The sequence below is a fragment of the Floridaenema fluviatile BLCC-F154 genome, from assembly GCF_041929135.1.
In the GTDB taxonomy this organism is placed as follows: Bacteria; Cyanobacteriota; Cyanobacteriia; order Cyanobacteriales; family Aerosakkonemataceae; genus Floridanema; species Floridanema fluviatile.
Genome location: NZ_JBHFNS010000019.1, coordinates 22402 through 42250 on the forward strand (window position 1 = coordinate 22402; position 19849 = coordinate 42250).

Genomic DNA, 19849 nt, shown 5'->3' on the forward strand with positions numbered 1-19849 from the left:
CTCAAACTGAAACTAACTCTGCCATCAACTCAGCCACAGGCACAATCCGTTCCGCACGTCCAGCATTACTACCGGAAAAAACCAAACCATTTTCCACATCACCCCGCGCTGCTTTATCCAACGCCTGAACAATACAATAAAGTTCCCCAGCTTCGCGGAAACGGCAAACTTGTAAGCAGTTTAACTTACATCCTTTTTCTGATGGTGCAGAATCCGACATCGCCTTTTCTACAAAGGGATTTCGCAGCGCCCGTCCAGGTAATCCCACTGGACTTTTCACCACCATGACATCTTCCGGTTGCGCGTGCAAATGAAATTCTTTGTAACGAATATCAGCATCACACTCGTCTGTAGTAATAAAACGAGTACCCATTTGCACGCCACTTGCCCCTAACTCTAGCATCCTGTCGATATCCGATCGATCCCAAACACCGCCCGCTGCAATCACGGGAATCTGTTTACCAAGTTCGTTAGCTAAATAACTTACCAATTCAGGAATCACCTGTTCTGCTTCCAATGCTGGATCTTCGAGTTCTTCGTACTTCGCGCCTAAATGTCCCCCGGCGTTATTGGGATTTTCCACGACAAAGGCATCTGGTAGCCGTTTGTACTTTTGTTCCCATTTCCGGCAAATTACCCTAGCTGCACGAGTGGTGGATACGATCGGCACTAACGCCACTTCAGGATATTCTAAAGTGAATTCCGGCAACTGAAGCGGCAAACCTGCACCAGAAATAATTAAATTAACCCCCTGTTCTGCCGATGTGCGAACCAAAGTTTCATAATCTCGCGCCGCTACCATCACATTGACACCGATAATCCCATTCGGGCTAAGTTCGCGGGCTTTTTTGATTTCGTCAATCAGCGCCAGTCGATTCGCCTCAAAAAACTCTTCTCGTCTCTGTCTAGCGTTCGGCTGGTTAATGTCGAAGTAAGGCGAATTCAGCCCTAATCCCACCGCTGAGATAATCCCGATTCCTCCGGCATTAGCCACCGCAGCGGCAAGATTTGCGCCAGAAATGCGGATACCCATTCCGCCTTGGACGATCGGGTAACGAGCAATATGTTGACCAATTTGTAATGAAGGTAATGTTTGCATAAGTTCCTAATGTTGAGTAGATCGGCTAGCTTGGGTATAAATACTTTTTATTGATTTTACAGCTAAATAGTTAAAAAGCTATCGATCGATACTTTAAAGCCTAAGTCCTACGCACTTAAAATATAAGCATAATTACTTATTGCGAATCATTCTCAAAGCTTCTATATTACTAATAAGCAATATAGTTATAAACTAAAGTCTACCAACCGACCGCATCAATGCCGGGGAAAGAGGCATTAGATAAAGAGTTAACCAAGGAGAAAATTTGATGAAACTCGCAGGAAAGAACAAAGCTTGGGAAAAACACCAAAAGGCGGTTCCTAGCATCGATGACCAAGGTGGAAAATTGTGGGGTTGCTTCCGTAGCTGTTTCCTGCAAAGTACCGCCCCTTACTCAGAAGGGGTTGCTTACAAGATTTTGCAGAATGATTTGGGGATAGATTTGCGGGAAGCGCCGGGGCATACTTCTTGTGGTGCGATCGGATATCACGGAGATGTATCCTGTTTAGAAACCCAAATGGTTGTAGCCGCCCGGAACTTTTCCCTGGCGCATTACGAACAAGGCGTGGATAATCTTTTTTCCTTCTGCGTCACTTCCTTTGCCAACTACACCGAAGTAATCAATCTTTGGGAAGAAGAACCAGAGTTGAAAGAATACACCAAAAAAACCTTGAAAGAAACCACTGGAAGAGAGTTTTGGATTCCTCATGTTTCTGGTGGTAGACCTTCAGTGGTTCATGCTTCTGATGTTTTCTTTGCTAATCGCGATAAACTTGCAGCAAAGGCAAAGTATAGCCTCAAGGGAATCAAAGCCACCGAGCACGTTGGCTGTCATTACGGAAAGATGTTTCCCGATCATGCAATGGGTGGCGCTGAGTTCCCCCAAGTCTTAGTCGGATTGCTGGAAGCTTTCGGTGCAGAGGTTGTGGATTACCCGGAACGCAGACATTGCTGTGGCATGGGTTTCCGGCAATGTGCATTCCCAGAAAACCGAGATTACACCGCAAGTCACGTTTACAAAAAGTTAAAAAGTCTCAAAGAAATGCACCCTGATTGCAACTTAATGCTTACCAATTGTCCGGGTTGCACGGTATTTCTGGATGCCGAACAGGGAGCGATCAAGGATCTGATGGAAGAAGAGTTTAATGTGAGCATCCTCGACTATGCACAATTGACTGGGTTGCTGTTAGGTTACGATCCTTTTAAAGATTGCGGCATGAATGCGAAAGTCGTTCCGATCGAGCCTTTGCTGGATCAAATTGGTATTCCCTACGACAAATCTAAAACTGCGGAAGAACGCAGAAGACCTTTTTAACAGGAATTAATCTTTAGCCACAATTGTTTACTTAGAATCAACAGAACTTAATTTCTTTTCATTACTAGGTAGACATATAATAATGTGGTAGAGCAAAAATAGGTAATCCGTACTACTTGTGCTAGCCATAACAAGGGGCAAAAAAATACTACTAACATTTGTGGCTAATTAGTTGCTATGGATTACCTCACTTGAAAAGCCAAAAGGAAGCGTTTAATTCAGCTTCAACAACGAAATTTTTTCGTTTTTCTAGCATTAGGAGTATTGTTCTATGAGTACTGTTTTACAACGCCGAAATGAACTGGATATCGGCGAATTGTGGTCAAAATTTGCTGGTTGGATCACCAGTACAGAAAACCGAATTTATATTGGTTGGTTTGGGGTTTTGATGATCCCGACAATTCTGGTAGCTGCAATTACTTTTACGATCGCCTTTATTGCCGCACCTCCAGTAGATATGGAAGGAATTCGGGAACCGATTTTTGGTTCAATTCTTGGCAATCAAAATTTCATTACTGCGGCAGTAGTACCAACTTCAGCTGCGATCGGTTTACATTTTTATCCCATTTGGGAAGCTAGTTCTTTAGATGAATGGCTTTACAATGGTGGCCCTTATCAACTCATAGTTTTGCATTTCTCGATCGGTGTTTGGTGTTATTTGGGTCGGTTGTGGGAGTTAAGCTATCGCTTGGGAATGCGTCCCTGGATTGCAGTTGCTTTTTCTGCACCCGCTGCCGCAGCTACCGCTATTTTGCTCGTTTATCCGATCGGACAAGGTAGCTTTTCGGAAGGAATGCCTTTAGGAATTTCTGGCACTTTCTATTTCATGTTTTCTCTACAAGCACAGCACAATGTATTAATGCACCCCTTTCACATGATAGGCGTTGCTGGAGTTTTGGGCGGTGCTTTGTTGAGTTCTTTACATGGTTCATTAGTTACCAGCAGTTTGATTCGAGAAACCAGCGAACTAGAATCTACAAATGCCGGATATAAGTTTGGGCAACAAGAAGGAACTTATAATCTTTTAGCTGGGCACGCTGGTTATTTAGGACGGTTGTTAGTTCCGGGAGTTGGCGTTCGCAACAGTCGTTCTGTGCATTTTCTCATGGGTGCTTTACCGACAATTGGAATTTGGTTTGCGTCTCTGGGAATTTGCGTCATTTCCTTTAATTTGAATGGATTTAATTTTAACCATTCAGTTCTTGATGCTACTGGAAATGTGATTCCTACTGATGCTGATTTGCTGAATCGGGCAACTATCGGTATTCAAGAAATGCGAGCTCCAAATACTCATCATTTTCCACTTTTGATTTCTGGTAATCAGATGAGTCCAATTAGTGTGAAAAGTGCGCCTGCTGTTAGTTGAAGTTTATAGCAATCCTCTTTTTTTAAACCGCAGAGGCGCAGAGAACACAGAGAGAAGAGAGAGATGATTGCTATAGTGCAGCGACTTAAAATTTTTTCGAGGTCGCTGCATTAGTTTTCCAAGTAAGTTTTAGGATTGCTATATGTGGAAAGGTTTTTATCGGTTATTTATTGGTTTGTTGGCGATCGCTATTTACTTAATTCCCCTACCTGCACAAGCTGAAACGAATCCCGCTGAATTAGCGAAAGCTATTGAAGCAATTGAAAATCTCGATTTGATGCGTTCTGGATTAGCTTCTACATTGGAAGGAAGGACTGAACCACCAACATTACAAACGATGAAAGAAGTGTGCCGTCCGGTGGGAATGCAAGCGACGAAACTGAGTCAGGAAAATGGCTGGCAGGTGAAACAAATCGCTAGTAAATATCGCAATCCTAGTCATGCACCTGATAATTTGGCAGCGAAAATTGCTTTGGCAAGGTTTGAACAAGATCCAAAATTAATGGGTTTTTGGCAGCGAGAAACTATTAATGGAGAAGCGGGAACTCGTTATTATCGACGAATTAATGTCGAAGCTAGTTGTTTGGTTTGTCATGGGCAAAAAGGCGATCGACCTCAGTTCGTCAAAGATAAATATCCTGAAGATTTAGCCTACAACTTTAATGTTGGTGATTTGCGGGGAATGTATGCTGCATTTATTCCCGATCTGCAACAAGCATTGTCAAATTCAACCAGCAATGATTAAACTTTGAATTGGGAATTACTTATGAAATGTCGTGTGAGAAAATTCTTTTCCCGGTTGCTGTTATTGGGAGTTTTAGTGTTGAGTATATCACTGATATCTGATATATTAAATACTGCAACCGCAGCCGCAGCAATTCGCCAATTAGAAGAAGCGCCGGGACAAGTAGTTTATCAGTCTAGAGAAACTTTAAAAGATCAACATGGAAATCGTTGGGGTACGATCGCTTTTAAACGGATTCGTCCTGATGGTAAAGCAAGTTTTGATTTAAGATTAGTGGGTTTTCCGGGGATGGTAGAGATCGATCGAACTCAACCCCTATTACTAACAGATTCACTCGGTAAAACTTGGAAAGCTAATGATGCTTCCGCTAATATTTTTACTGATGAGATCCAACCTCATGTAGGACAGTACGATCTTCAGCCATTAGTCACACAGTTACAGACAGCAATTCCCCTAACATTGACATTAGCAACAATTAATGGAGAACCTGTTAAACTGTCAATTCCCCCATCTTTAGTTCAAGAATGGCAAACTGTTGCTAACTATTAATTCGATCCCCCTAAATCCCCCTTAAAAAGGGGGACTTTGAATTCCTTTCGATCCCTTAAAAAGGGGGACTTTGAATTCCTTCGATCCCTTAAAAAGGGGGACTTTGAATTCCTTTCGATCCCTTAAAAAGGGGGATTTTGAATTCCTTCGATCTCTTAAAAAGGGGGATTTTGAATTCCTTCGATCTCTTAAAAAGGGGGATTTTGGACTCCTTCGATCTCTTAAAAAGGGGGATTTTGGACTCCTTCGATCTCTTAAAAAGGGGGATTTTGGACTCCTTTAAATTCCTTAAAAAGGAGGGCTTTGAACTCCTTAAATTCCTTAAAAAGGGGTAAGTTTGAATCTAGAAATCTAGTTCCCCCCTTGTTAAGGGGGGTTAGGGGGGATCGAATCACTCAAATTGTTGATTAAATAAACTCTAGGAGAAAGCAATGAATAATTACCAAAGTAGGCGCTTAAATCGTTGGAGATTAGCTGTTTTATCCGTAGTAGCAATAGCTGCCAGTGCCACAATAACTAACGCTACAACCAAGACAAAAATCGATAATCAAACCCAACAAGCAATGATTGATTCCATCAATGATGAATATCAAGCCCGTGCTTTTTATAATGCTGTAATTAAAAAATTTGGTGAGGTACGTCCTTTTAGTAACATTGTCCATGCAGAAGATCGCCATGTCAATTTATGGAAGACAATTTTTACTCAATATGGGCTACCAATACCCCCTGATAAATTTGCTGGGAAAGTAGACGTTCCTGATACTTTGCAAGCAGCTTGTCAAGCTGGAGTGAAAGCCGAAATTGCTAATGTTGCTATGTACGATCGCTTTTTAACTTTCATCCAACAACCAGATCTCCGTGCCGCATTTAGTCAACTGCGTTATGTTTCCCAAGAACGACATCTTCCCGCTTTCCAACGTTGTGTAAATCGCCAAATTAACTAGAAAATAGCCAATTTTTTGCCAAGTACTCTAGCAAAATTGGGTCAGTAATATGCGGTTTAAGCAACTGCAAGCTAGCAGACAAAAGTAACTTATATTTTGGTGATTGTGCTGCATTAGAATGAGACATTTCAAAAGTATGTTTTTTCCCAGATTCTTGACACCAACAACGAATAAAAATGCCATCCCGACCCCAAAATTTTAAATCAGGTAGTAACATGGGCTGAATAGTTGCGAGATGCTGGCGAAATTGTTGTACTTCTTTGTTAGTCAGCAACTCCATCATCTCCCGACATTGCCTAACTCGCAAAATTTCTAAATCTTCGGAATCAGTTTCTTTTGACAAATAAACAACTTCAAATATGTCAGAAGGTTGCTCTTTTAAGACAGCAAAATGTAACTCTCCCGCTAGTTCATTACCACTAATAATTAAACAACTGGGTACAGCAAAACTAGGAATAAACAAAAACCGATACCACCACCAATACTCAGGATATGGCTCATAATCACACCCCATAACCTGTAACAAAGCCGCTTCATAACTTGCCCACTTCCCATTATTAGCCATAGTCTAATTAAAGTTTGTAGTAGTGAGTTCATAGGAATATAACAAACTGGCGCAGCATTTACTAGGTGAAACTCCCTGATTAAATTTATTCTATCTACTGGAAGATGAAGCGCCAATGCTAATTAATTATTGTAGTTAGGTGGATGAATTCAAAAACCAATTATGCCACTATATAAATTACAAGATTTTTACCCAAATTACAAAGAAGCTTTTCATGGCGATGATGTAAAAGCGTTAGATCTTTACACTGAAGGTGGAGAAAAAATTGGTTCAGTCGATCGAGTTTTAGTTGATGAAGAAGGTCGGTTCCGGTATTTGGTAGTTAGTACAGGATTTTTAGGTTTTGGTAAAAAGATTCTGTTACCGATCGGACTATCTCGAATTGATTATAATGCCGGACGAGTTTTTGTTGATGGTTTGAGCAAAGAACAAGCTGAACAACTACCAGAATATCAAGAAAAAATGAGCCTGACTCCTGAACAGGAAAACAAAATCCGCATTATCTACCAAGGTAAAGCCGGAAATGCCACGTCAACCAATGAATCTGATTTCAATCGCCAAAGTTATTCCTATCAGCAAGAACCATCAATGTATGAAATGACTCAGCAAAGACATGGCGATTTTAGCATTTACGAAGAACGCTTAATAGCTTCTCGTCGTTAGTTCAAAATAGCGACAAAACAATGTAGAATTTCGAGGTTTCAGTTGATGGAAAATCAACAACTTACAGAACAAGCAATTAATGATGCGATCGACCAAGCAAGAGAGGCTTGTAAAACTACAGGTGATTACTCTACTGAATGTGCAGCAGCTTGGGATGCAGTGGAAGAAATGCAGACAGCAAAGGCGGATCGTTTAGGCAAAGAACGCTCTACAAATTCCTTAGAAAAATACTGTCAACAGCGCCCCGATGCCGATGAATGTCGAATGTACGACGTTTAATATTGCCACTCCCTATTCTGTTTTCTTCTTTCTTTTCTCTAGATCCCCGACTTCTTAAAGAAGTCGGGGATCTGAGTGGGGCAAAATTATCAAATAGTTATCAACTGATTAGAAGCGATCGCACTTGCGGAAACTCCCACTAAGGAAACTAAAAGTTCACCAGTAGTAGCAACACGAATTAAAGTATCGTTTACTTGTACACCTGTTCCTTGGGAAACAATCAAACTGGGGGAACTTAAACCACTAGTTAAACCTAATCGATCTTCAGCAATGACAAAATCAACAATAACATCACTTCCTGCACCAGATATTAAACCAAAAATATCACGACCTGCGCCACCTCCAAGAGTATCATTTCCCGCACCACCAAAAATTAAATCATCACCCTCACAACCGCAAATACTATCATTACCAAAATCTCCAAACAAAGTATCATTTCCCCCATTGCCGCTGAGTTTATCATCATCTTGACCACCGCGCACAATGTCGTTACCTTCCCCACCAGAAACCGTATCTTTCCCTAAATTTCCATTGAGGAAATCGTCGCCTTCACTACCTAATAAAACATCATCGCCAATCATACCAAAAACGCTATCATTTCCGCGATCGCCACAGATAGTATCATTACCTAAATCACCCAAAAGAAGATCGTTATCTTGACCACCTCTAACAAAATCATTGTCTTTCCCAGCAAAAATGAGATCGTCTCCTTTGTTCCCATTAATAAAATCCCGATCTTGATTACCAAATATTAAGTCATCACCCGATCCGCCAAAGATACTATCATTACCAATACCACCAAAAAAAACATTATAATCATCATTCCCCACTATCAAATCGTCAGGAGGATGACTTTCTGGAATTGCCCCATTATAGCTATTATTTACTAACTGTTCCAAATCCTCACATTGACAACCATTAGATGACAAAATTGCTGTTGACGAAGGTACTGTTAAACTCAACCCAATTACTACCGGATCGTGATCTGAAGAACGATAAGGATCGACATTATAAAAATCTGCTGGTTTAGCAAGGGCACTATTCGGCAAATTCTCTTGATTATAATCAATTAAGCGATGTTCATCAGCGTTAATATGCCATTCTGTCGCACCAGTAACTTGGGAAGTTAAACTATTACTAGATAAAGCGTGATCGAGATATCCTGCTTGACCTTGGAAATTGAAAGAGTAAGCATCTTGACCGACAAACTTAGCGATTAGATTAGTAAAACCCTGCGCTTCAATAGCAGTAATGGGATCTTCCTTAGCGTAGGAATTTAAATCACCAATTATTAAAAAATCTGAGTCACCACTGTTAGTTGGATCGGTAGCTAACCAAGCAGTTAATTCATTTGCAGCTTGAGTTCTTGCTAAATTCCAAGCGCCTTGTCCGTCGCCTTGGTCAGTATTAGGATCGCCAGCTTCAGGATCGCTACCTTTTGATTTAAAATGGTTAACTGCTACGGTAAATTTACCCCCAGTTGCCATATCTTGAAAAGTCTGTGCTAAGGGTAGACGATGCAAACCTTGAGCGAAAGCACCAGTATTTAAAATAGCAGCATTACCCACAGGTGTAACTTTCGCAGAATTGTAGATTAAACCAACAGTAATTTCATCGGAATCAAACTGAGAGAAACTAGGTTTAATGAATGAATATGTAACTCCGTTAGGTTTAGCAAGAGAACTATTTAAACCATTAACTAAATCTTGAATGGCGCTATCACTTCCATATCCATCATTCTCTAATTCCATTAGTCCGATAATATCGGTATTCATCTTGAGAATGGCATCAATTGTTTTATTACGTTGGCGAGTAAATTCCGCTGAATTACTAGCACCTCTGGCAGTGGGGAAGTTTGGGCCGTTAAAATAATTGAGTAAGTTAAAAGATGCTACTTTAATATTTCCACCCACATTTTCTGGCGCATTTGTACGAAGGTTTCCGGTAAATGTAGGGTTAATGGTTGGGTGAATTCGGTAGTCGTTGAAAGCCTCAGTCAAGACACCTTCTATATTGGTAACTGTTTGTCCAGTTCGGATCGGATTTGTGGCGTTAAAACCGTAAACGAATGGAGTTTGATAAGAACCATTTCTGCCGTCATCGAGGATAATTTGATTTAAGTTGTTGGCAGCTTGTTGCGAGTTTGCTGCTACACCTGGATTGACAATATTAGTAGGTTGCCATAAACGTCCGTTAGATAAAGTAATTTCACCAAATCTGACTAATTCAAAAGTATCGCTAACCGTAAGAGTTTGGGAAAAATTTATCCGCATTCCCTCAAATTGTTCGGCAAAACTGCTACTAGCAAAAGGTAAGTTAACAGTAGCGGGTGTTATTTGAGTTAAAGAACCACCTGTTTGAATTTGAATAGCAGCAGCATTAGTAGGAGTAATTTGAGTTTGTCCGAAGGTTTCGGAAATTGTACCTGTTACGCGAATTTTTTGCCCTTCGCTAACATCAATGAAGTTACTATCTGCAAACACAAATATCCCTTCAGAAGTTAAGGAGTTGCCATCTTGATCGATCGCTTCTTCTTGTAAAAAGAATCCTCCTAAACCGTTGGCGCTTGTAGGAGTTTGAAAGTCACCTACAACAATACCTTCAATTGTTTGTGTAGTACCAACTAAAGGACTGGTTGCGCCGCTGCCTTGAATTGCGCTAATTTTAGTCAACAGATCGGGTTGAGTTTCTATATCGTTATCAGTGATACTGACGTTGAAAGGAGTAATGGAAATTCCGTTGTAATTGTTATCGCTGCTAGTGGCAGTATGGTTAATTGTATTAGTATGGTTTCCTTCTACTGTTGGATCGTCAACTGCGGTAATAGTAACGGTTTGTGGCGTGTTCCAATTACTATTATTAAAAGTAAGATTTGTGGGATTGATTGTGGTTTGACTGTCAGAATTGATGGCAATAATTACATCAGCAGTGGGTTGAGTGTTTAAAACAACTGTATAAGTGTCTGTTGCACCACCTTCTACAACATTGGTGTTACCACTAGATTGAGTTATAGTAACTCCTGGTATAGCGTTGACTGTAAAATCAGCGGTAGTAATTGAGTTATTTGTTTCGTTACTTTCGGCAATATTGTTGTTAGGATCGGCAATTAAAGTAGTGCCACCGAGAATACCTGCCTGGGTGGGAGTAACGTTAACATTAATTTTGGCAAATGTACCTGCATTGATGCTTCCACCAATGAAAGTAAGTGTAGAACCATTAATAGTTGGACTGCTAAAACCACCGCCGAAAATATTGGCGGAATTGTAGGTAACATTAGCAGGTAGAGTGAAGGTTAATTCGATGCCGCTAGCATTATCATTGCCATTATTTTGAATATCTAAAGTGTAGTTGAAAGCAGTTCCGACGGTTAGGGGACCAGGAGTAGAAATGCCAGGATTTAAATCTGGTTTAGTGACTAGATCGTTATCAACGATCGCCACCGTAGCCGCAATATTTGCGCCCAAATTATAGTCAGTACTATCAAGCAAAGTAATAGTAACAGTTTCATTGATTTCGATAATGGCATCATCTACAGGTGTAAAGGTGATATCGACAAAGGATTGTCCGGCTGCGATCGTCGCTGTACCTGTTAAATTGGGATTGTAATCTGTGCCATTTGTGGCTTGTCCAGATCCCGTAGCTACAGCATAATTGACAGTTAAGGCATTGGTAGTATCACCTATGCGGGTAATACGGAAAGTGCCAGGATCGTTGCCAGTTTCGGCAGCGTTGGCATCGATAGTGGCGATCGCAATTGTTGGCGTTACTGCTGCGATCGTGTGGCTACCCAGTCCGTCAAATGTATTGTTGGCGAAGCCTTCCCACTCGCTAGATGGATCGAAGATATTATTTGAATCGCTATCCCCAGTGATGACGCTTGATTTCCGGCGAAGAGTATTGTCGGCTGTACTGATTAGTTCAGTTCCCCACTCAGTACCAGGATCTAAACCAATTTGTCCTATTGAGTCTACAATTGTTCCACTTGCGCCACCTTTTTTCAAAACAATGGCATCATCTCCATTAAACCATCCACCAAATGAATTTGTTTGATCCGCTTGATCTAAGATAGCTTGATTTGCAGAACTATGTGCGAGGACAAAAACATCTCCGTTGGCAACAGTTCCCATCAAATTTATGATTAAGCCAGCATTGGTACTGCCATTGAAATACATCTCGACAACATAGTTTTCTGCTGCCAAGTCAACCGCAGATCCAGTACCGTTGTAAATTTCTAAAGCTTTATTGAAACTGCTACCTTCGATATATTTAGAAAAAAATAAATCAGCCATTGATGCACCTCATTTGAGTAATTTTAGTAGTTAGCAAATTCGTCAATTGGGTCGATCGCAGTTATCTGAAACCACAAAAATTGACCCAGTGGTAATTAAAGTTCTCAACTTTCCTTTCAGCGATCGGTAGAAAGATTAAATAATTTACTTTTAGTAAGTTGGCAGCCTGTTTATTCACAAAAATGCACTAGTAATAACTAACCGAGAAAGAAAGCATCAAGGGTGAACCCAGATAGTTTATTTATCAGTTGCTTAAAAACAAATATGTAAATCTTTATTAACCAATGAGTTCAAACTACCATAAGAATTATTGCAGAAACCAGAGTAAATTTACGGAGACACAATTTAAGCTAGAGTTCCCCGCTACCAAAAACGCAAAATGATTAACTGAGATCTTGCACCAGGTCTAAAAACTTGGTTTTTTGCCAATGGTTAAATCTGAAAGCACTGATTTTCCGTAAAGAAACTCGGCTTTTCAGGTCTTGTTGAGAATGATGCCAGATCTCAGATTCACCCAAGAGGCTGGTCAACTCTTGCACAAAAGAATTATGTTCCTCTTTTATCTCTGAGATCGATCGCTATCCTCGCAGTTAGATGCGAGGAAAAATGTCTCCAATTGGAGACATTTTTCCTCGGTTCCCGGTTAAAGTTTATTCGGGGATTGTAATTTTGAAGTCAGGGGTAATTCGATCGGCTACAGCTGCAACTCTTTTCACCACATTAGGAGGCAACTGAATATAACCAAGTTGTGAAGAAAGTTTTTGTCCATCTGTCAGGCAATATTGAATCATTGCTTCTTGCGCGATCGCTTGATTCGGATCGTTATACTTTTTATACAACAACATCCAAGTGTAAGTAACAATTGGATAAGAACTTTCTCCTGGAGGATCGGTAATAAATGCTAATAAATTATCAGGTAATTCAACTTGGGCGAGAGTTGCAGAACCAGATTCATTACTAGGAACAACAAATTTCCCAGCTTTGTTCTGTAATGCTGCCATATTCAATTTATTCTTACTAGCAAAGCTATATTCTACATAACCTATTGCTCCTGGAGTTTGGCTGACCAGACCAGTTACTCCATCATTCCCTCTCCCAGCAATGAAAGTCTTGCCAGCACCACTAGGCCACTGTACCGCTGTCCCAACACCAACCTTTTTTTTCCACTCCGGGCTAATTTCTCCCAAATGCTTAGTAAAAACTGCTGTAGTTCCACTGCCATCGGAGCGATGTACTACAGTAATATTTTGATTTGGTAACTTCACACCCGGATTAGATTGAGCAATTTTGGGATCGTTCCATTTAGTGATTTTGCCTAAGAAAATATCAACGTATGCTTGCCTAGTTAGCTTCAAATTCTTGACTTCGGGAAGGTTATAAGCCAAAACCAAGCTTCCTGCCGTCATCGGTAATAAAATAACTCCTCGGTCAACTTTAGCAATTTGTCGATCGGTCATCCCAATATCGCTGGCTGCAAAATCTACCACTCCTAAAGTAAACCGTTCTATGCCAGCCCCACTACCAACAGATTGAAAATTAAATTGAAGTCTTGGTTCTTTGATACTCAAGTTGCGAAACCAAGCTTGGTACAGTGGAGCAGGGAAAGATGCACCAGCACCGTTTATTCTCATCCGCTGTTCAAAGGGAAGATTCTTTTCTACAGTGGCTTGTGGTCGTTCAGTTTCGCTACAACCAGTGAAACCAATTATGGTAGCAAATGCTAACAGAAAACGGGCTACATCATATCCTGTAGGTCGCTTCATTTGTCTGACTCCTTTATGCAAATGATGAATACAAGTGAGTTAAGAGTATAATGCTCATTTTTTAAGGATTACTGAGATTATTATTGCTTTAGATTAAAATAAGAAAATTATGAAGTTAATATGAATAATTTAAGAGAAGTTTATGCAATTGATGTTTTCTAATGTTCCCTATGTAAATTTAGAACGTCTGTGCCAAATATTTAAACCTACCTATCGATAGGTGATCGAATTCCCTAGTTGGTTGTTAGATGCTTTTAGCTGCTAATCAATAAATTTATGCCACAATACTTCGGACAATTACCCGTAAATGAACAAGCATGGTCATCTATTGGGGCGGTACAAACTGTTAAACGCAACGAACGTGGCGTTATATGTGAGTGTGAAGGGGCGAGTGTGGCGATCGCCATCCTAGCACCTAACCTTGTCCGAGTAAAAATGTCTCCAATTGGAGACATTTTTCCCCGTCGTTCTTGGGCCGTTACTAAGGACGATCCAAAATGGTTACAAGTAAAATTTGAAATCCGCGAAACACCAGAAAAAATCGAAATTGAAACCGACCAAATTCGAGTTTACATTCAACGTCAACCTTGTGCGATCGCTTGTTTTGATAAAAATAACCGTCCCTTCGCCCACGATGCACAGTTAAATATGGGTTGGCGCATGGGTAGCGTTGCAGCTTGGAAAAAAATTGAACCTAACGAAAATTTTTATGGTTTTGGCGAACGCACAGGTTTACTCAATAAAAACAGTGAAATTAAAACTAATTGGACGGTTGATGCTTTAGATTACGGTGTTCTTACCGATGAAATGTATCAAGCAATTCCCTTTTTTATTTCCTTGCGTCCCGATGAACAGGAAACAGGGTTTGCTTATGGAATTTTCTTTAACACTACTTATTGGAGTCAATTTAATATTGGTGCCCAACAACCGGGAATTTTGCAAATGGGATCTCACGCCCCAGAGTTAGATTATTACATTATTTATGGCCCGGAAATTCCTGAAGTTCTCAACACTTATACCGAACTAACTGGACGAATGCCCATGCCGCCAAAATGGTCTTTGGGATATCATCAATGTCGCTGGAGTTATGAATCAGAAGAAGTAGTTGAGGAGTTAGCAAAAGAATTTCGATCGCGCAAAATTCCCTGCGATGTCATCCATTTAGACATTGATTATATGCACGGTTATCGAGTGTTTACTTGGAGTCCGAAACGTTTCCCGGAACCAGAAAAATTAATTCAACATTTGTCAAATAATGGATTTAAAACTGTCACCATTATCGATCCGGGAGTCAAGTACGAACCAGAAGCAGATTATCATGTTTTTGACCAAGGAATAGAACAAGATTGCTTTGTGCGTAATGCTGAAGGAAAATTGTTTCATGGTTATGTTTGGCCCGATAAAGCAGTATTTCCTGATTTTCTCCGTCCTGATGTGCAAAACTGGTGGGGAGACTTACAAAAATCTCTTACAGATATTGGGGTTGCTGGCATTTGGAATGATATGAATGAACCTGCTTTGGACGATCGACCTTTCGGAGATCCAGGTAATAAAATTTGGTTTCCTTTAGATGCACCCCAAGGGCCAAAAGATGAACGGGCAACTCACGCCGAAGTGCATAATTTATATGGATTTTCCATGTCTAAAGCTTGTTTTCAAGGGTTGAAAAAACATCGAGACAAACGTTCTTTTGTGTTGACGCGATCGGGTTTTGCTGGCATCCAAAAATGGTCATCCGTTTGGATGGGCGACAATCAATCTTTGTGGGAACATTTAGAAATGTCCCTGCCAATGCTTTGTAACATGGGATTATCAGGAGTCGCATTTGTTGGTTGTGATGTTGGCGGTTTTGCTGGCAATGCAACGGCGGAAATGTTCGCCCGTTGGATGCAAGTAGGCATACTTTACCCATTAATGCGCGGACATTCTGCGTTAAGTACAGCACAACATGAACCTTGGGTTTTTGGGGAAAGAGTAGAAAAGATTTGTCGAGAATATATCGAGTTACGCTATCAGTTAATCCCTTACATTTACACACTTTTTTGGGAAGCAGCAACCACTGGCGCACCAATTTTAAGACCGCTACTTTATCATTATCCAAATGACCAGAAAACTTATCATCTTTACGATCAAGTATTACTCGGTTCTCATATCTTAGCTGCACCAATTTATCGTCCGGGTGTGGAATGTCGATCGGTCTATTTACCCGCAGGAATTTGGTATGATTGGTGGACGGGTGAAAAGTATCAAGGTGCAACCCATATTTTAGCAGATGCGCCATTAGAAAAAATGCCACTTTTCGTCCGTGCAGGGGCAATAATTCCTATGTCTCCTGTGATGCAATATGTGGGGGAAAGGGCGATCGATCCTTTAACTTTGCGAATTTACCCAGGTGCAAATAGCGAGTTAACTTTCTATGAAGATGACGGCGAAACTTTCGCTTATGAAAATGGCATTTATGCCACGACAAATTACAAAGTTTACCACCAAGAACAACAGATAATTGTAGAAATTGCCGCACGCCAAGGAGAATGGAAACTACCAACTCGTGAAGTAATTGTACAAGTAGTTGGCATTGGCGAACAACGCTTTCAAGACGATGGAACTGCCAAAAAATTAACCTTCCAGCTATAGATGCTTGGGAAAGGGCGGGTTTTGATTTTAATCTTATGGTTGGGTATTCCAAGCTTTTGGCTAAACCTGCCCCTACAGATCACAAATTTGCTTAACTGAGTCGATATACCCTGAAGTCCAAAATACATTTGCTTATTCTTCGACAACTTGTTGCTGCTTTATATCAGCCCAAATATCGTCCAGACTAAAAGCATCTAACCACCGATGGCGATCGTTGGTGTAATCGCCCGTTCCCGTATCGAATTGCTTAATAAATCGAACCGCATCTGCATATCCCAAAGCTGCAATCAATGCTTCAAAGCCTTTCTGGTTCAGTTCTAATGGGGTATCCATATAAATTTTTATTGCTGCTCCATACATACATTTTAATCGATATTTTTCGTTTTCAGATAATGCAAGCAATAATTAAATCAATTACATAGCATTAGCATAATTGTCATTTTCATCTACTAAGCACCAACTGATTGCTATCGAACAATCCAAGACAAACCGCATTAAAACCTGCGCCCCTCTTCAATCATTTCGCGAATGGAATTTTTATCTATTCCTACTTCTTGCCTTAGTTGTTGCATTTTGGCAACTGCTTCTTGAATCGATTTTTTAGTAGTTGGTTTTCCCCAAGCATTATACTGTAGTTTAGTTTCTTCAGATGATAACGGCTGTATAACTACCACCACTTCAACAGAAGTATTTTTAAGCTCGGTAGGCATCTGGAGAAGCAATATGCCATCTGTTCCAATTTGCGATCGCAGTTTCATTGTTTCCATATCAGATCGGAGAAGTTTTGCCAAATTATAGCTTACTTGAGAGCAATTTACCGAATAATAAACAACCAAAACCAAGAACGATATGCAAAAAAACACACTTTGCGATTGCGCGAAGCGCAGCGCCAAAGGCGATCGCAGTCCCTTTTTTCAGATGTGCGATCGCCTAAAATGAAAAAGCGATCGCACTTTGTTTTTTCTCAGGTGCGATCGCACCCCAATATATAATGATTTAATTTATATGATTATGAGGTCGAGCAACTTTGCCAACTGCTAAACAAGCTATTAGATGTGTGATTCTATGTCAATCCTTGACCAATACATTCACGCCGATTTTTGTTGTCCGCTTGGATGAGAGAACAGGTAATCTGTTTATCTTAGCAGGAGATAACATAGAGATAGAAATTTATCCGAATGGTCTTTGGAGGTTTTTATGATCAAGCCTGACTTTAGTAGCATGACTAGAATCGAGCTAAGAGCTTACGTCATTGCTCACCCCAACGATAAAGCAGCGTTTCATGCCTTTGTTGACCGTTTTACTTCTGAAGCTTCCACTGAGACTTTTGACATCCCAAAAACAAATTCTGAGGTTGAGGAAGTTGAGATGTTAATTAGACAAAAGTTAGAACAATTCAAGACGAAATAGGGATAAATGTCGGCAGAATTCTTTTTTGTAGTGCGATCGCACAAATTCAAGCTACCTTTTTAGAACGCCTAAAAAATATGGAAACAATTTCATGGAACGTGCCGATTCAAACTTCAGAACTAAGCTGGATGAAATTTGCAGGTGATAGACACGCAACTTTGACATTCCTCTATTTTGAAATGGCAATAGATCCGCGACCTCTCGGAGAAGTCGCGGATCTCAGTTACAATAAACTAAATTAATAATTTTTTAAAGCTGTATTTAAATACTTTGGCTGATTGCCACAGCATAAGCAAGCATCCATTAGCGGAATTATCGGTTTGCCACAAAAGGCACATTTCCCAGCTAAAAAGTTGTTAATTGCGGTTTCTGATAAGTCGCCACAATTCAAACATCCCCAAAACTCATCTAAGCTTTTGACTGCAAAAGTGGTGCATTTGGGGCAAGTTTCTATTTTCCAAAATACTTTTTTCATAGTGAATACAACTCTGCTTTTAGCAGCATATCACTATTTAATACATCATCCCTAAGACTGATTTAATTTTTCCTGATTTTGAATTGCTTTGACAGAATAAGTTCCAACAGTTTTTTGATCAAATTTATTCTATCTCAAATTAGTAATTGAAAATTTACTGATGAGAAGATGCGGGAGTTGCTGCTGTTTCTAGCCAATCGAAGATTTTTTCTAATTGATTGAGGCTGACTAACCCGTACTGCCAAAGTATCATAGGTAAAGATGTGGCAGACTGTTCGGAGTGTCGCAGGGCTAGGGAAAGGGAGTTAGGGGGAATTTTCAACTCCTCTTGCAAAAAGTTAATTAGTTTTCTTAACCGAATCGCTTCCATTTTCTTTATTTAAGTATATTTTGCCGAATAGTCTTTTTTGTTAATTATGAATTTAGAAAGCGATCGGGAAAAACTAGGGAAGGAAAAAATTTTCCCCAAACCGAGATTTTGTTATATCTGAAGTTAGCATTCTCCAACTAAGTTAAATCAGTAGTAACTAGTTAAAAAAAACCGCGATCCTACGGAAAACCCGTATTTTGATGCTACGGGTTTATGCGATCGGGGAGCAAAAGAGTATCAAACCACCCTCGATCTTAAATGTGAAATTACTGTTTGTTGTATTCTACTAAAGGTTCTTGCGCTAGTTTTTGCAAGTTAACAGAATTGAGTAGTTGTTCCCACTTAGTTGCTATAGCTGTATCAGCAGGACGGGAACGACGTAACTCAGCTATTGTTGCTATTGCATCATACCAGAGATTGTTAGCTTGGTAACTATCAGCCAGGTCTAAAGAAGCACCTTGATTGAGTTTATTCTCTAAATCCTGATTAACGGCGACTCGTTTAATGGAACCTGTTACGTAAATATCCGATCGGCGATTTTCGCGATCGGGAATTATCGCAAAATACCAGCGGTAAGTTTTGCCAACTTCTAGGGTTTCTCCTGATTCACTTCCGGGAATTTTAATCCCAACTACTCCTGATTTTCCATCAGTTGTAAATTGTCTTTCATACACCGGACGTTCATTTTCGTCTATCAACACAAATTCCACTATTTGCGGCTTTTGAGTCTTCGGAACATAGAAAAAGAATGTAGGAGTAGCTGAGCTTGTCAGCCCTTGATTATTGTTTGGCACCAATGCTACCAAAGGCGTTTCAGACACGAACATATCGGAACGAGTACCGCCACCAACTCGTCTTCCTGGTAAGCCTTCTCTAGCTTGGCTAACGTCTTCTGCTAATACTTGTTTGGTTTCGCTACTGAAGCAAAAAGCGAATAGGGATAACAAGCAAGCGGCTGTAATGATTTGAGGCAAGTTTACGCTACGCATATTAACCAATCATGATCTCAAATAAGCTGGATGGTTACTGATAAAACCTGTCGCCAGGTTAATCATGTTAATGTGGAACAGTCTTTCGCTGATTATAGTCGAATTGTTGAGGTAAATGGCTCCGTAAAAACACACAATCTCTACTGCGATCGCCTCTGTATTTTTACAATTTTGTGTTATTTCTCTTAAGAAGCCAAAATTTTTTATTACGTAATCAATTCTTGGATAATTGATACAGAGTTTGTCTGAGTAAATCTATAAAGATTGAATTTTTATTAAGTAACGAATAGTCACTTGTTAAACTTTGATTAAGCAGAGGGAAAATTTTAATGATTAGTTAGTTACAATGTTAAAAGTAATATAGGGTCATCAAAAAAATTTGCCTCTGTGAGGA

21 protein-coding genes are annotated in these 19849 nt (G+C 40.1%); 12 read left to right on the plus strand and 9 right to left on the minus strand.

What is annotated here, in order from left to right; translation table 11 throughout:
* Position 1: 1 nt before the first annotated feature.
* On the minus strand, positions 2–1099 hold the full coding sequence (locus tag ACE1B6_RS04220; protein WP_413255990.1) for an NAD(P)H-dependent flavin oxidoreductase: 1098 nt from the start codon (positions 1097–1099) through the stop codon (positions 2–4).
* A gap of 268 nt (positions 1100–1367) precedes the next feature.
* Here ACE1B6_RS04220 and ACE1B6_RS04225 point away from each other — a divergent pair, with 268 nt between their 5' ends.
* From ACE1B6_RS04225 to ACE1B6_RS04245, 5 genes are all read left to right on the plus strand, one after another.
* The gene (locus ACE1B6_RS04225; RefSeq protein ID WP_413255991.1) at positions 1368–2414 is read left to right on the plus strand and encodes a heterodisulfide reductase-related iron-sulfur binding cluster; all 1047 of its coding nucleotides are present in this window, start codon (positions 1368–1370) and stop codon (positions 2412–2414) included.
* 271 nt (positions 2415–2685) lie between these two features.
* Complete coding sequence (locus tag ACE1B6_RS04230) at positions 2686–3780, plus strand: Photosystem Q(B) protein 1 (RefSeq protein WP_413255992.1); 1095 nt, start codon at positions 2686–2688, stop codon at positions 3778–3780.
* A 142-nt stretch (positions 3781–3922) separates the two neighbouring features.
* Entirely contained in the window at positions 3923–4525 is a 603-nt protein-coding gene (locus ACE1B6_RS04235) for a Tll0287-like domain-containing protein (RefSeq protein WP_413255993.1), read from the plus strand.
* A gap of 21 nt (positions 4526–4546) precedes the next feature.
* A complete protein-coding gene (locus tag ACE1B6_RS04240) occupies positions 4547–5074 on the plus strand; it encodes a DUF3122 domain-containing protein (RefSeq protein WP_413255994.1) in 528 nt (175 codons plus the stop codon).
* Positions 5075–5505: 431 nt separating this feature from the next.
* A complete protein-coding gene (locus tag ACE1B6_RS04245; protein ID WP_413255995.1) occupies positions 5506–6018 on the plus strand; it encodes a ferritin-like domain-containing protein in 513 nt (170 codons plus the stop codon).
* Here the strand turns inward: ACE1B6_RS04245 and ACE1B6_RS04250 are convergent.
* Positions 6011–6583, minus strand: a complete 573-nt coding sequence (locus tag ACE1B6_RS04250; RefSeq protein ID WP_413255996.1) for a hypothetical protein — start codon at positions 6581–6583, stop codon at positions 6011–6013. The genes ACE1B6_RS04245 and ACE1B6_RS04250 overlap by 8 nt on opposite strands.
* Before the next feature lie 162 nt (positions 6584–6745).
* Between ACE1B6_RS04250 and ACE1B6_RS04255 the strand changes: the two genes are divergently transcribed.
* Together ACE1B6_RS04255 and ACE1B6_RS04260 are read left to right on the plus strand one after the other, a co-directional pair.
* Positions 6746–7246 (plus strand): PRC-barrel domain-containing protein, encoded by a 501-nt coding sequence (locus ACE1B6_RS04255; protein WP_413255997.1) that lies wholly within the window; start codon positions 6746–6748, stop codon positions 7244–7246.
* A 45-nt stretch (positions 7247–7291) separates the two neighbouring features.
* On the plus strand, positions 7292–7525 hold the full coding sequence (locus ACE1B6_RS04260; RefSeq protein ID WP_413255998.1) for a Calvin cycle protein CP12: 234 nt from the start codon (positions 7292–7294) through the stop codon (positions 7523–7525).
* A gap of 89 nt (positions 7526–7614) precedes the next feature.
* Here the strand turns inward: ACE1B6_RS04260 and ACE1B6_RS04265 are convergent, their stop codons facing one another.
* Both ACE1B6_RS04265 and pstS read right to left on the minus strand, forming a co-directional pair.
* A complete protein-coding gene (locus ACE1B6_RS04265) occupies positions 7615–11814 on the minus strand; it encodes an ExeM/NucH family extracellular endonuclease (RefSeq protein ID WP_413255999.1) in 4200 nt (1399 codons plus the stop codon).
* Between the two features lie 650 nt (positions 11815–12464).
* On the minus strand, positions 12465–13577 hold the full coding sequence (gene pstS, locus ACE1B6_RS04270; protein WP_413256000.1) for a phosphate ABC transporter substrate-binding protein PstS: 1113 nt from the start codon (positions 13575–13577) through the stop codon (positions 12465–12467).
* Positions 13578–13853: 276 nt separating this feature from the next.
* Between pstS and ACE1B6_RS04275 the strand changes: the two genes are divergently transcribed.
* Positions 13854–16211: a glycoside hydrolase family 31 protein gene (locus tag ACE1B6_RS04275; RefSeq protein WP_413256001.1), complete on the plus strand. Its 2358-nt coding sequence runs from the start codon at positions 13854–13856 to the stop codon at positions 16209–16211.
* 132 nt (positions 16212–16343) lie between these two features.
* Here ACE1B6_RS04275 and ACE1B6_RS04280 read toward each other — a convergent pair whose 3' ends face one another.
* Positions 16344–16544: a hypothetical protein gene (locus ACE1B6_RS04280; RefSeq protein ID WP_413256002.1), complete on the minus strand. Its 201-nt coding sequence runs from the start codon at positions 16542–16544 to the stop codon at positions 16344–16346.
* Positions 16545–16705: 161 nt separating this feature from the next.
* Complete coding sequence (locus ACE1B6_RS04285; RefSeq protein ID WP_413256003.1) at positions 16706–16978, minus strand: hypothetical protein; 273 nt, start codon at positions 16976–16978, stop codon at positions 16706–16708.
* 99 nt (positions 16979–17077) lie between these two features.
* Between ACE1B6_RS04285 and ACE1B6_RS04290 the strand changes: the two genes are divergently transcribed.
* The 4 genes from ACE1B6_RS04290 (at position 17078) to ACE1B6_RS04305 (ending at position 17863) form a co-directional block, all read left to right on the plus strand.
* A complete protein-coding gene (locus ACE1B6_RS04290; RefSeq protein WP_413256004.1) occupies positions 17078–17203 on the plus strand; it encodes a hypothetical protein in 126 nt (41 codons plus the stop codon).
* 35 nt (positions 17204–17238) lie between these two features.
* A complete protein-coding gene (locus ACE1B6_RS04295) occupies positions 17239–17412 on the plus strand; it encodes a DUF6888 family protein (protein ID WP_413256005.1) in 174 nt (57 codons plus the stop codon).
* Complete coding sequence (locus ACE1B6_RS04300; RefSeq protein ID WP_413256006.1) at positions 17409–17621, plus strand: DUF6887 family protein; 213 nt, start codon at positions 17409–17411, stop codon at positions 17619–17621. Before ACE1B6_RS04295 ends, ACE1B6_RS04300 begins: the two co-directional genes overlap by 4 nt.
* A 77-nt stretch (positions 17622–17698) precedes the next feature.
* Complete coding sequence (locus ACE1B6_RS04305) at positions 17699–17863, plus strand: hypothetical protein (protein WP_413256007.1); 165 nt, start codon at positions 17699–17701, stop codon at positions 17861–17863.
* Here ACE1B6_RS04305 and ACE1B6_RS04310 read toward each other — a convergent pair.
* The 3 genes from ACE1B6_RS04310 to ACE1B6_RS04320 all read right to left on the minus strand — a co-directional run bounded on the left by ACE1B6_RS04310 (position 17860) and on the right by ACE1B6_RS04320 (position 19455).
* Positions 17860–18096 carry a hypothetical protein gene (locus tag ACE1B6_RS04310; RefSeq protein WP_413256008.1) on the minus strand — a complete coding sequence of 79 codons (237 nt, stop codon included), beginning with the start codon at positions 18094–18096 and terminating at the stop codon, positions 17860–17862. The genes ACE1B6_RS04305 and ACE1B6_RS04310 overlap by 4 nt on opposite strands.
* A 154-nt stretch (positions 18097–18250) precedes the next feature.
* Positions 18251–18466 carry a DUF2949 domain-containing protein gene (locus ACE1B6_RS04315; RefSeq protein WP_413256009.1) on the minus strand — a complete coding sequence of 72 codons (216 nt, stop codon included), beginning with the start codon at positions 18464–18466 and terminating at the stop codon, positions 18251–18253.
* Positions 18467–18732: 266 nt separating this feature from the next.
* Positions 18733–19455, minus strand: a complete 723-nt coding sequence (locus ACE1B6_RS04320; RefSeq protein ID WP_413256010.1) for a DUF928 domain-containing protein — start codon at positions 19453–19455, stop codon at positions 18733–18735.
* Positions 19456–19849 lie beyond the last annotated feature (394 nt).

Excerpts from the sequence above, each read along its gene's own strand:
- ACE1B6_RS04220 (WP_413255990.1), bottom strand. The coding sequence starts at position 1,099 with ATGCAAACATTACCTTCATTACAAATTGGTCAACATATTGCTCGTTAC.
- ACE1B6_RS04225 (WP_413255991.1), top strand. The coding sequence starts at position 1,368 with ATGAAACTCGCAGGAAAGAACAAAGCTTGGGAAAAACACCAAAAGGCG.
- ACE1B6_RS04230 (WP_413255992.1), top strand. The coding sequence starts at position 2,686 with ATGAGTACTGTTTTACAACGCCGAAATGAACTGGATATCGGCGAATTG.
- ACE1B6_RS04235 (WP_413255993.1), top strand. The coding sequence starts at position 3,923 with ATGTGGAAAGGTTTTTATCGGTTATTTATTGGTTTGTTGGCGATCGCT.
- ACE1B6_RS04240 (WP_413255994.1), top strand. The coding sequence starts at position 4,547 with ATGAAATGTCGTGTGAGAAAATTCTTTTCCCGGTTGCTGTTATTGGGA.
- ACE1B6_RS04245 (WP_413255995.1), top strand. The coding sequence starts at position 5,506 with ATGAATAATTACCAAAGTAGGCGCTTAAATCGTTGGAGATTAGCTGTT.
- ACE1B6_RS04250 (WP_413255996.1), bottom strand. The coding sequence starts at position 6,583 with ATGGCTAATAATGGGAAGTGGGCAAGTTATGAAGCGGCTTTGTTACAG.
- ACE1B6_RS04255 (WP_413255997.1), top strand. The coding sequence starts at position 6,746 with ATGCCACTATATAAATTACAAGATTTTTACCCAAATTACAAAGAAGCT.
- ACE1B6_RS04260 (WP_413255998.1), top strand. The coding sequence starts at position 7,292 with ATGGAAAATCAACAACTTACAGAACAAGCAATTAATGATGCGATCGAC.
- ACE1B6_RS04265 (WP_413255999.1), bottom strand. The coding sequence starts at position 11,814 with ATGGCTGATTTATTTTTTTCTAAATATATCGAAGGTAGCAGTTTCAAT.
- pstS (WP_413256000.1), bottom strand. The coding sequence starts at position 13,577 with ATGAAGCGACCTACAGGATATGATGTAGCCCGTTTTCTGTTAGCATTT.
- ACE1B6_RS04275 (WP_413256001.1), top strand. The coding sequence starts at position 13,854 with ATGCCACAATACTTCGGACAATTACCCGTAAATGAACAAGCATGGTCA.
- ACE1B6_RS04280 (WP_413256002.1), bottom strand. The coding sequence starts at position 16,544 with ATGGATACCCCATTAGAACTGAACCAGAAAGGCTTTGAAGCATTGATT.
- ACE1B6_RS04285 (WP_413256003.1), bottom strand. The coding sequence starts at position 16,978 with ATGGAAACAATGAAACTGCGATCGCAAATTGGAACAGATGGCATATTG.
- ACE1B6_RS04300 (WP_413256006.1), top strand. The coding sequence starts at position 17,409 with ATGATCAAGCCTGACTTTAGTAGCATGACTAGAATCGAGCTAAGAGCT.
- ACE1B6_RS04305 (WP_413256007.1), top strand. The coding sequence starts at position 17,699 with ATGGAAACAATTTCATGGAACGTGCCGATTCAAACTTCAGAACTAAGC.
- ACE1B6_RS04310 (WP_413256008.1), bottom strand. The coding sequence starts at position 18,096 with ATGAAAAAAGTATTTTGGAAAATAGAAACTTGCCCCAAATGCACCACT.
- ACE1B6_RS04315 (WP_413256009.1), bottom strand. The coding sequence starts at position 18,466 with ATGGAAGCGATTCGGTTAAGAAAACTAATTAACTTTTTGCAAGAGGAG.
- ACE1B6_RS04320 (WP_413256010.1), bottom strand. The coding sequence starts at position 19,455 with ATGCGTAGCGTAAACTTGCCTCAAATCATTACAGCCGCTTGCTTGTTA.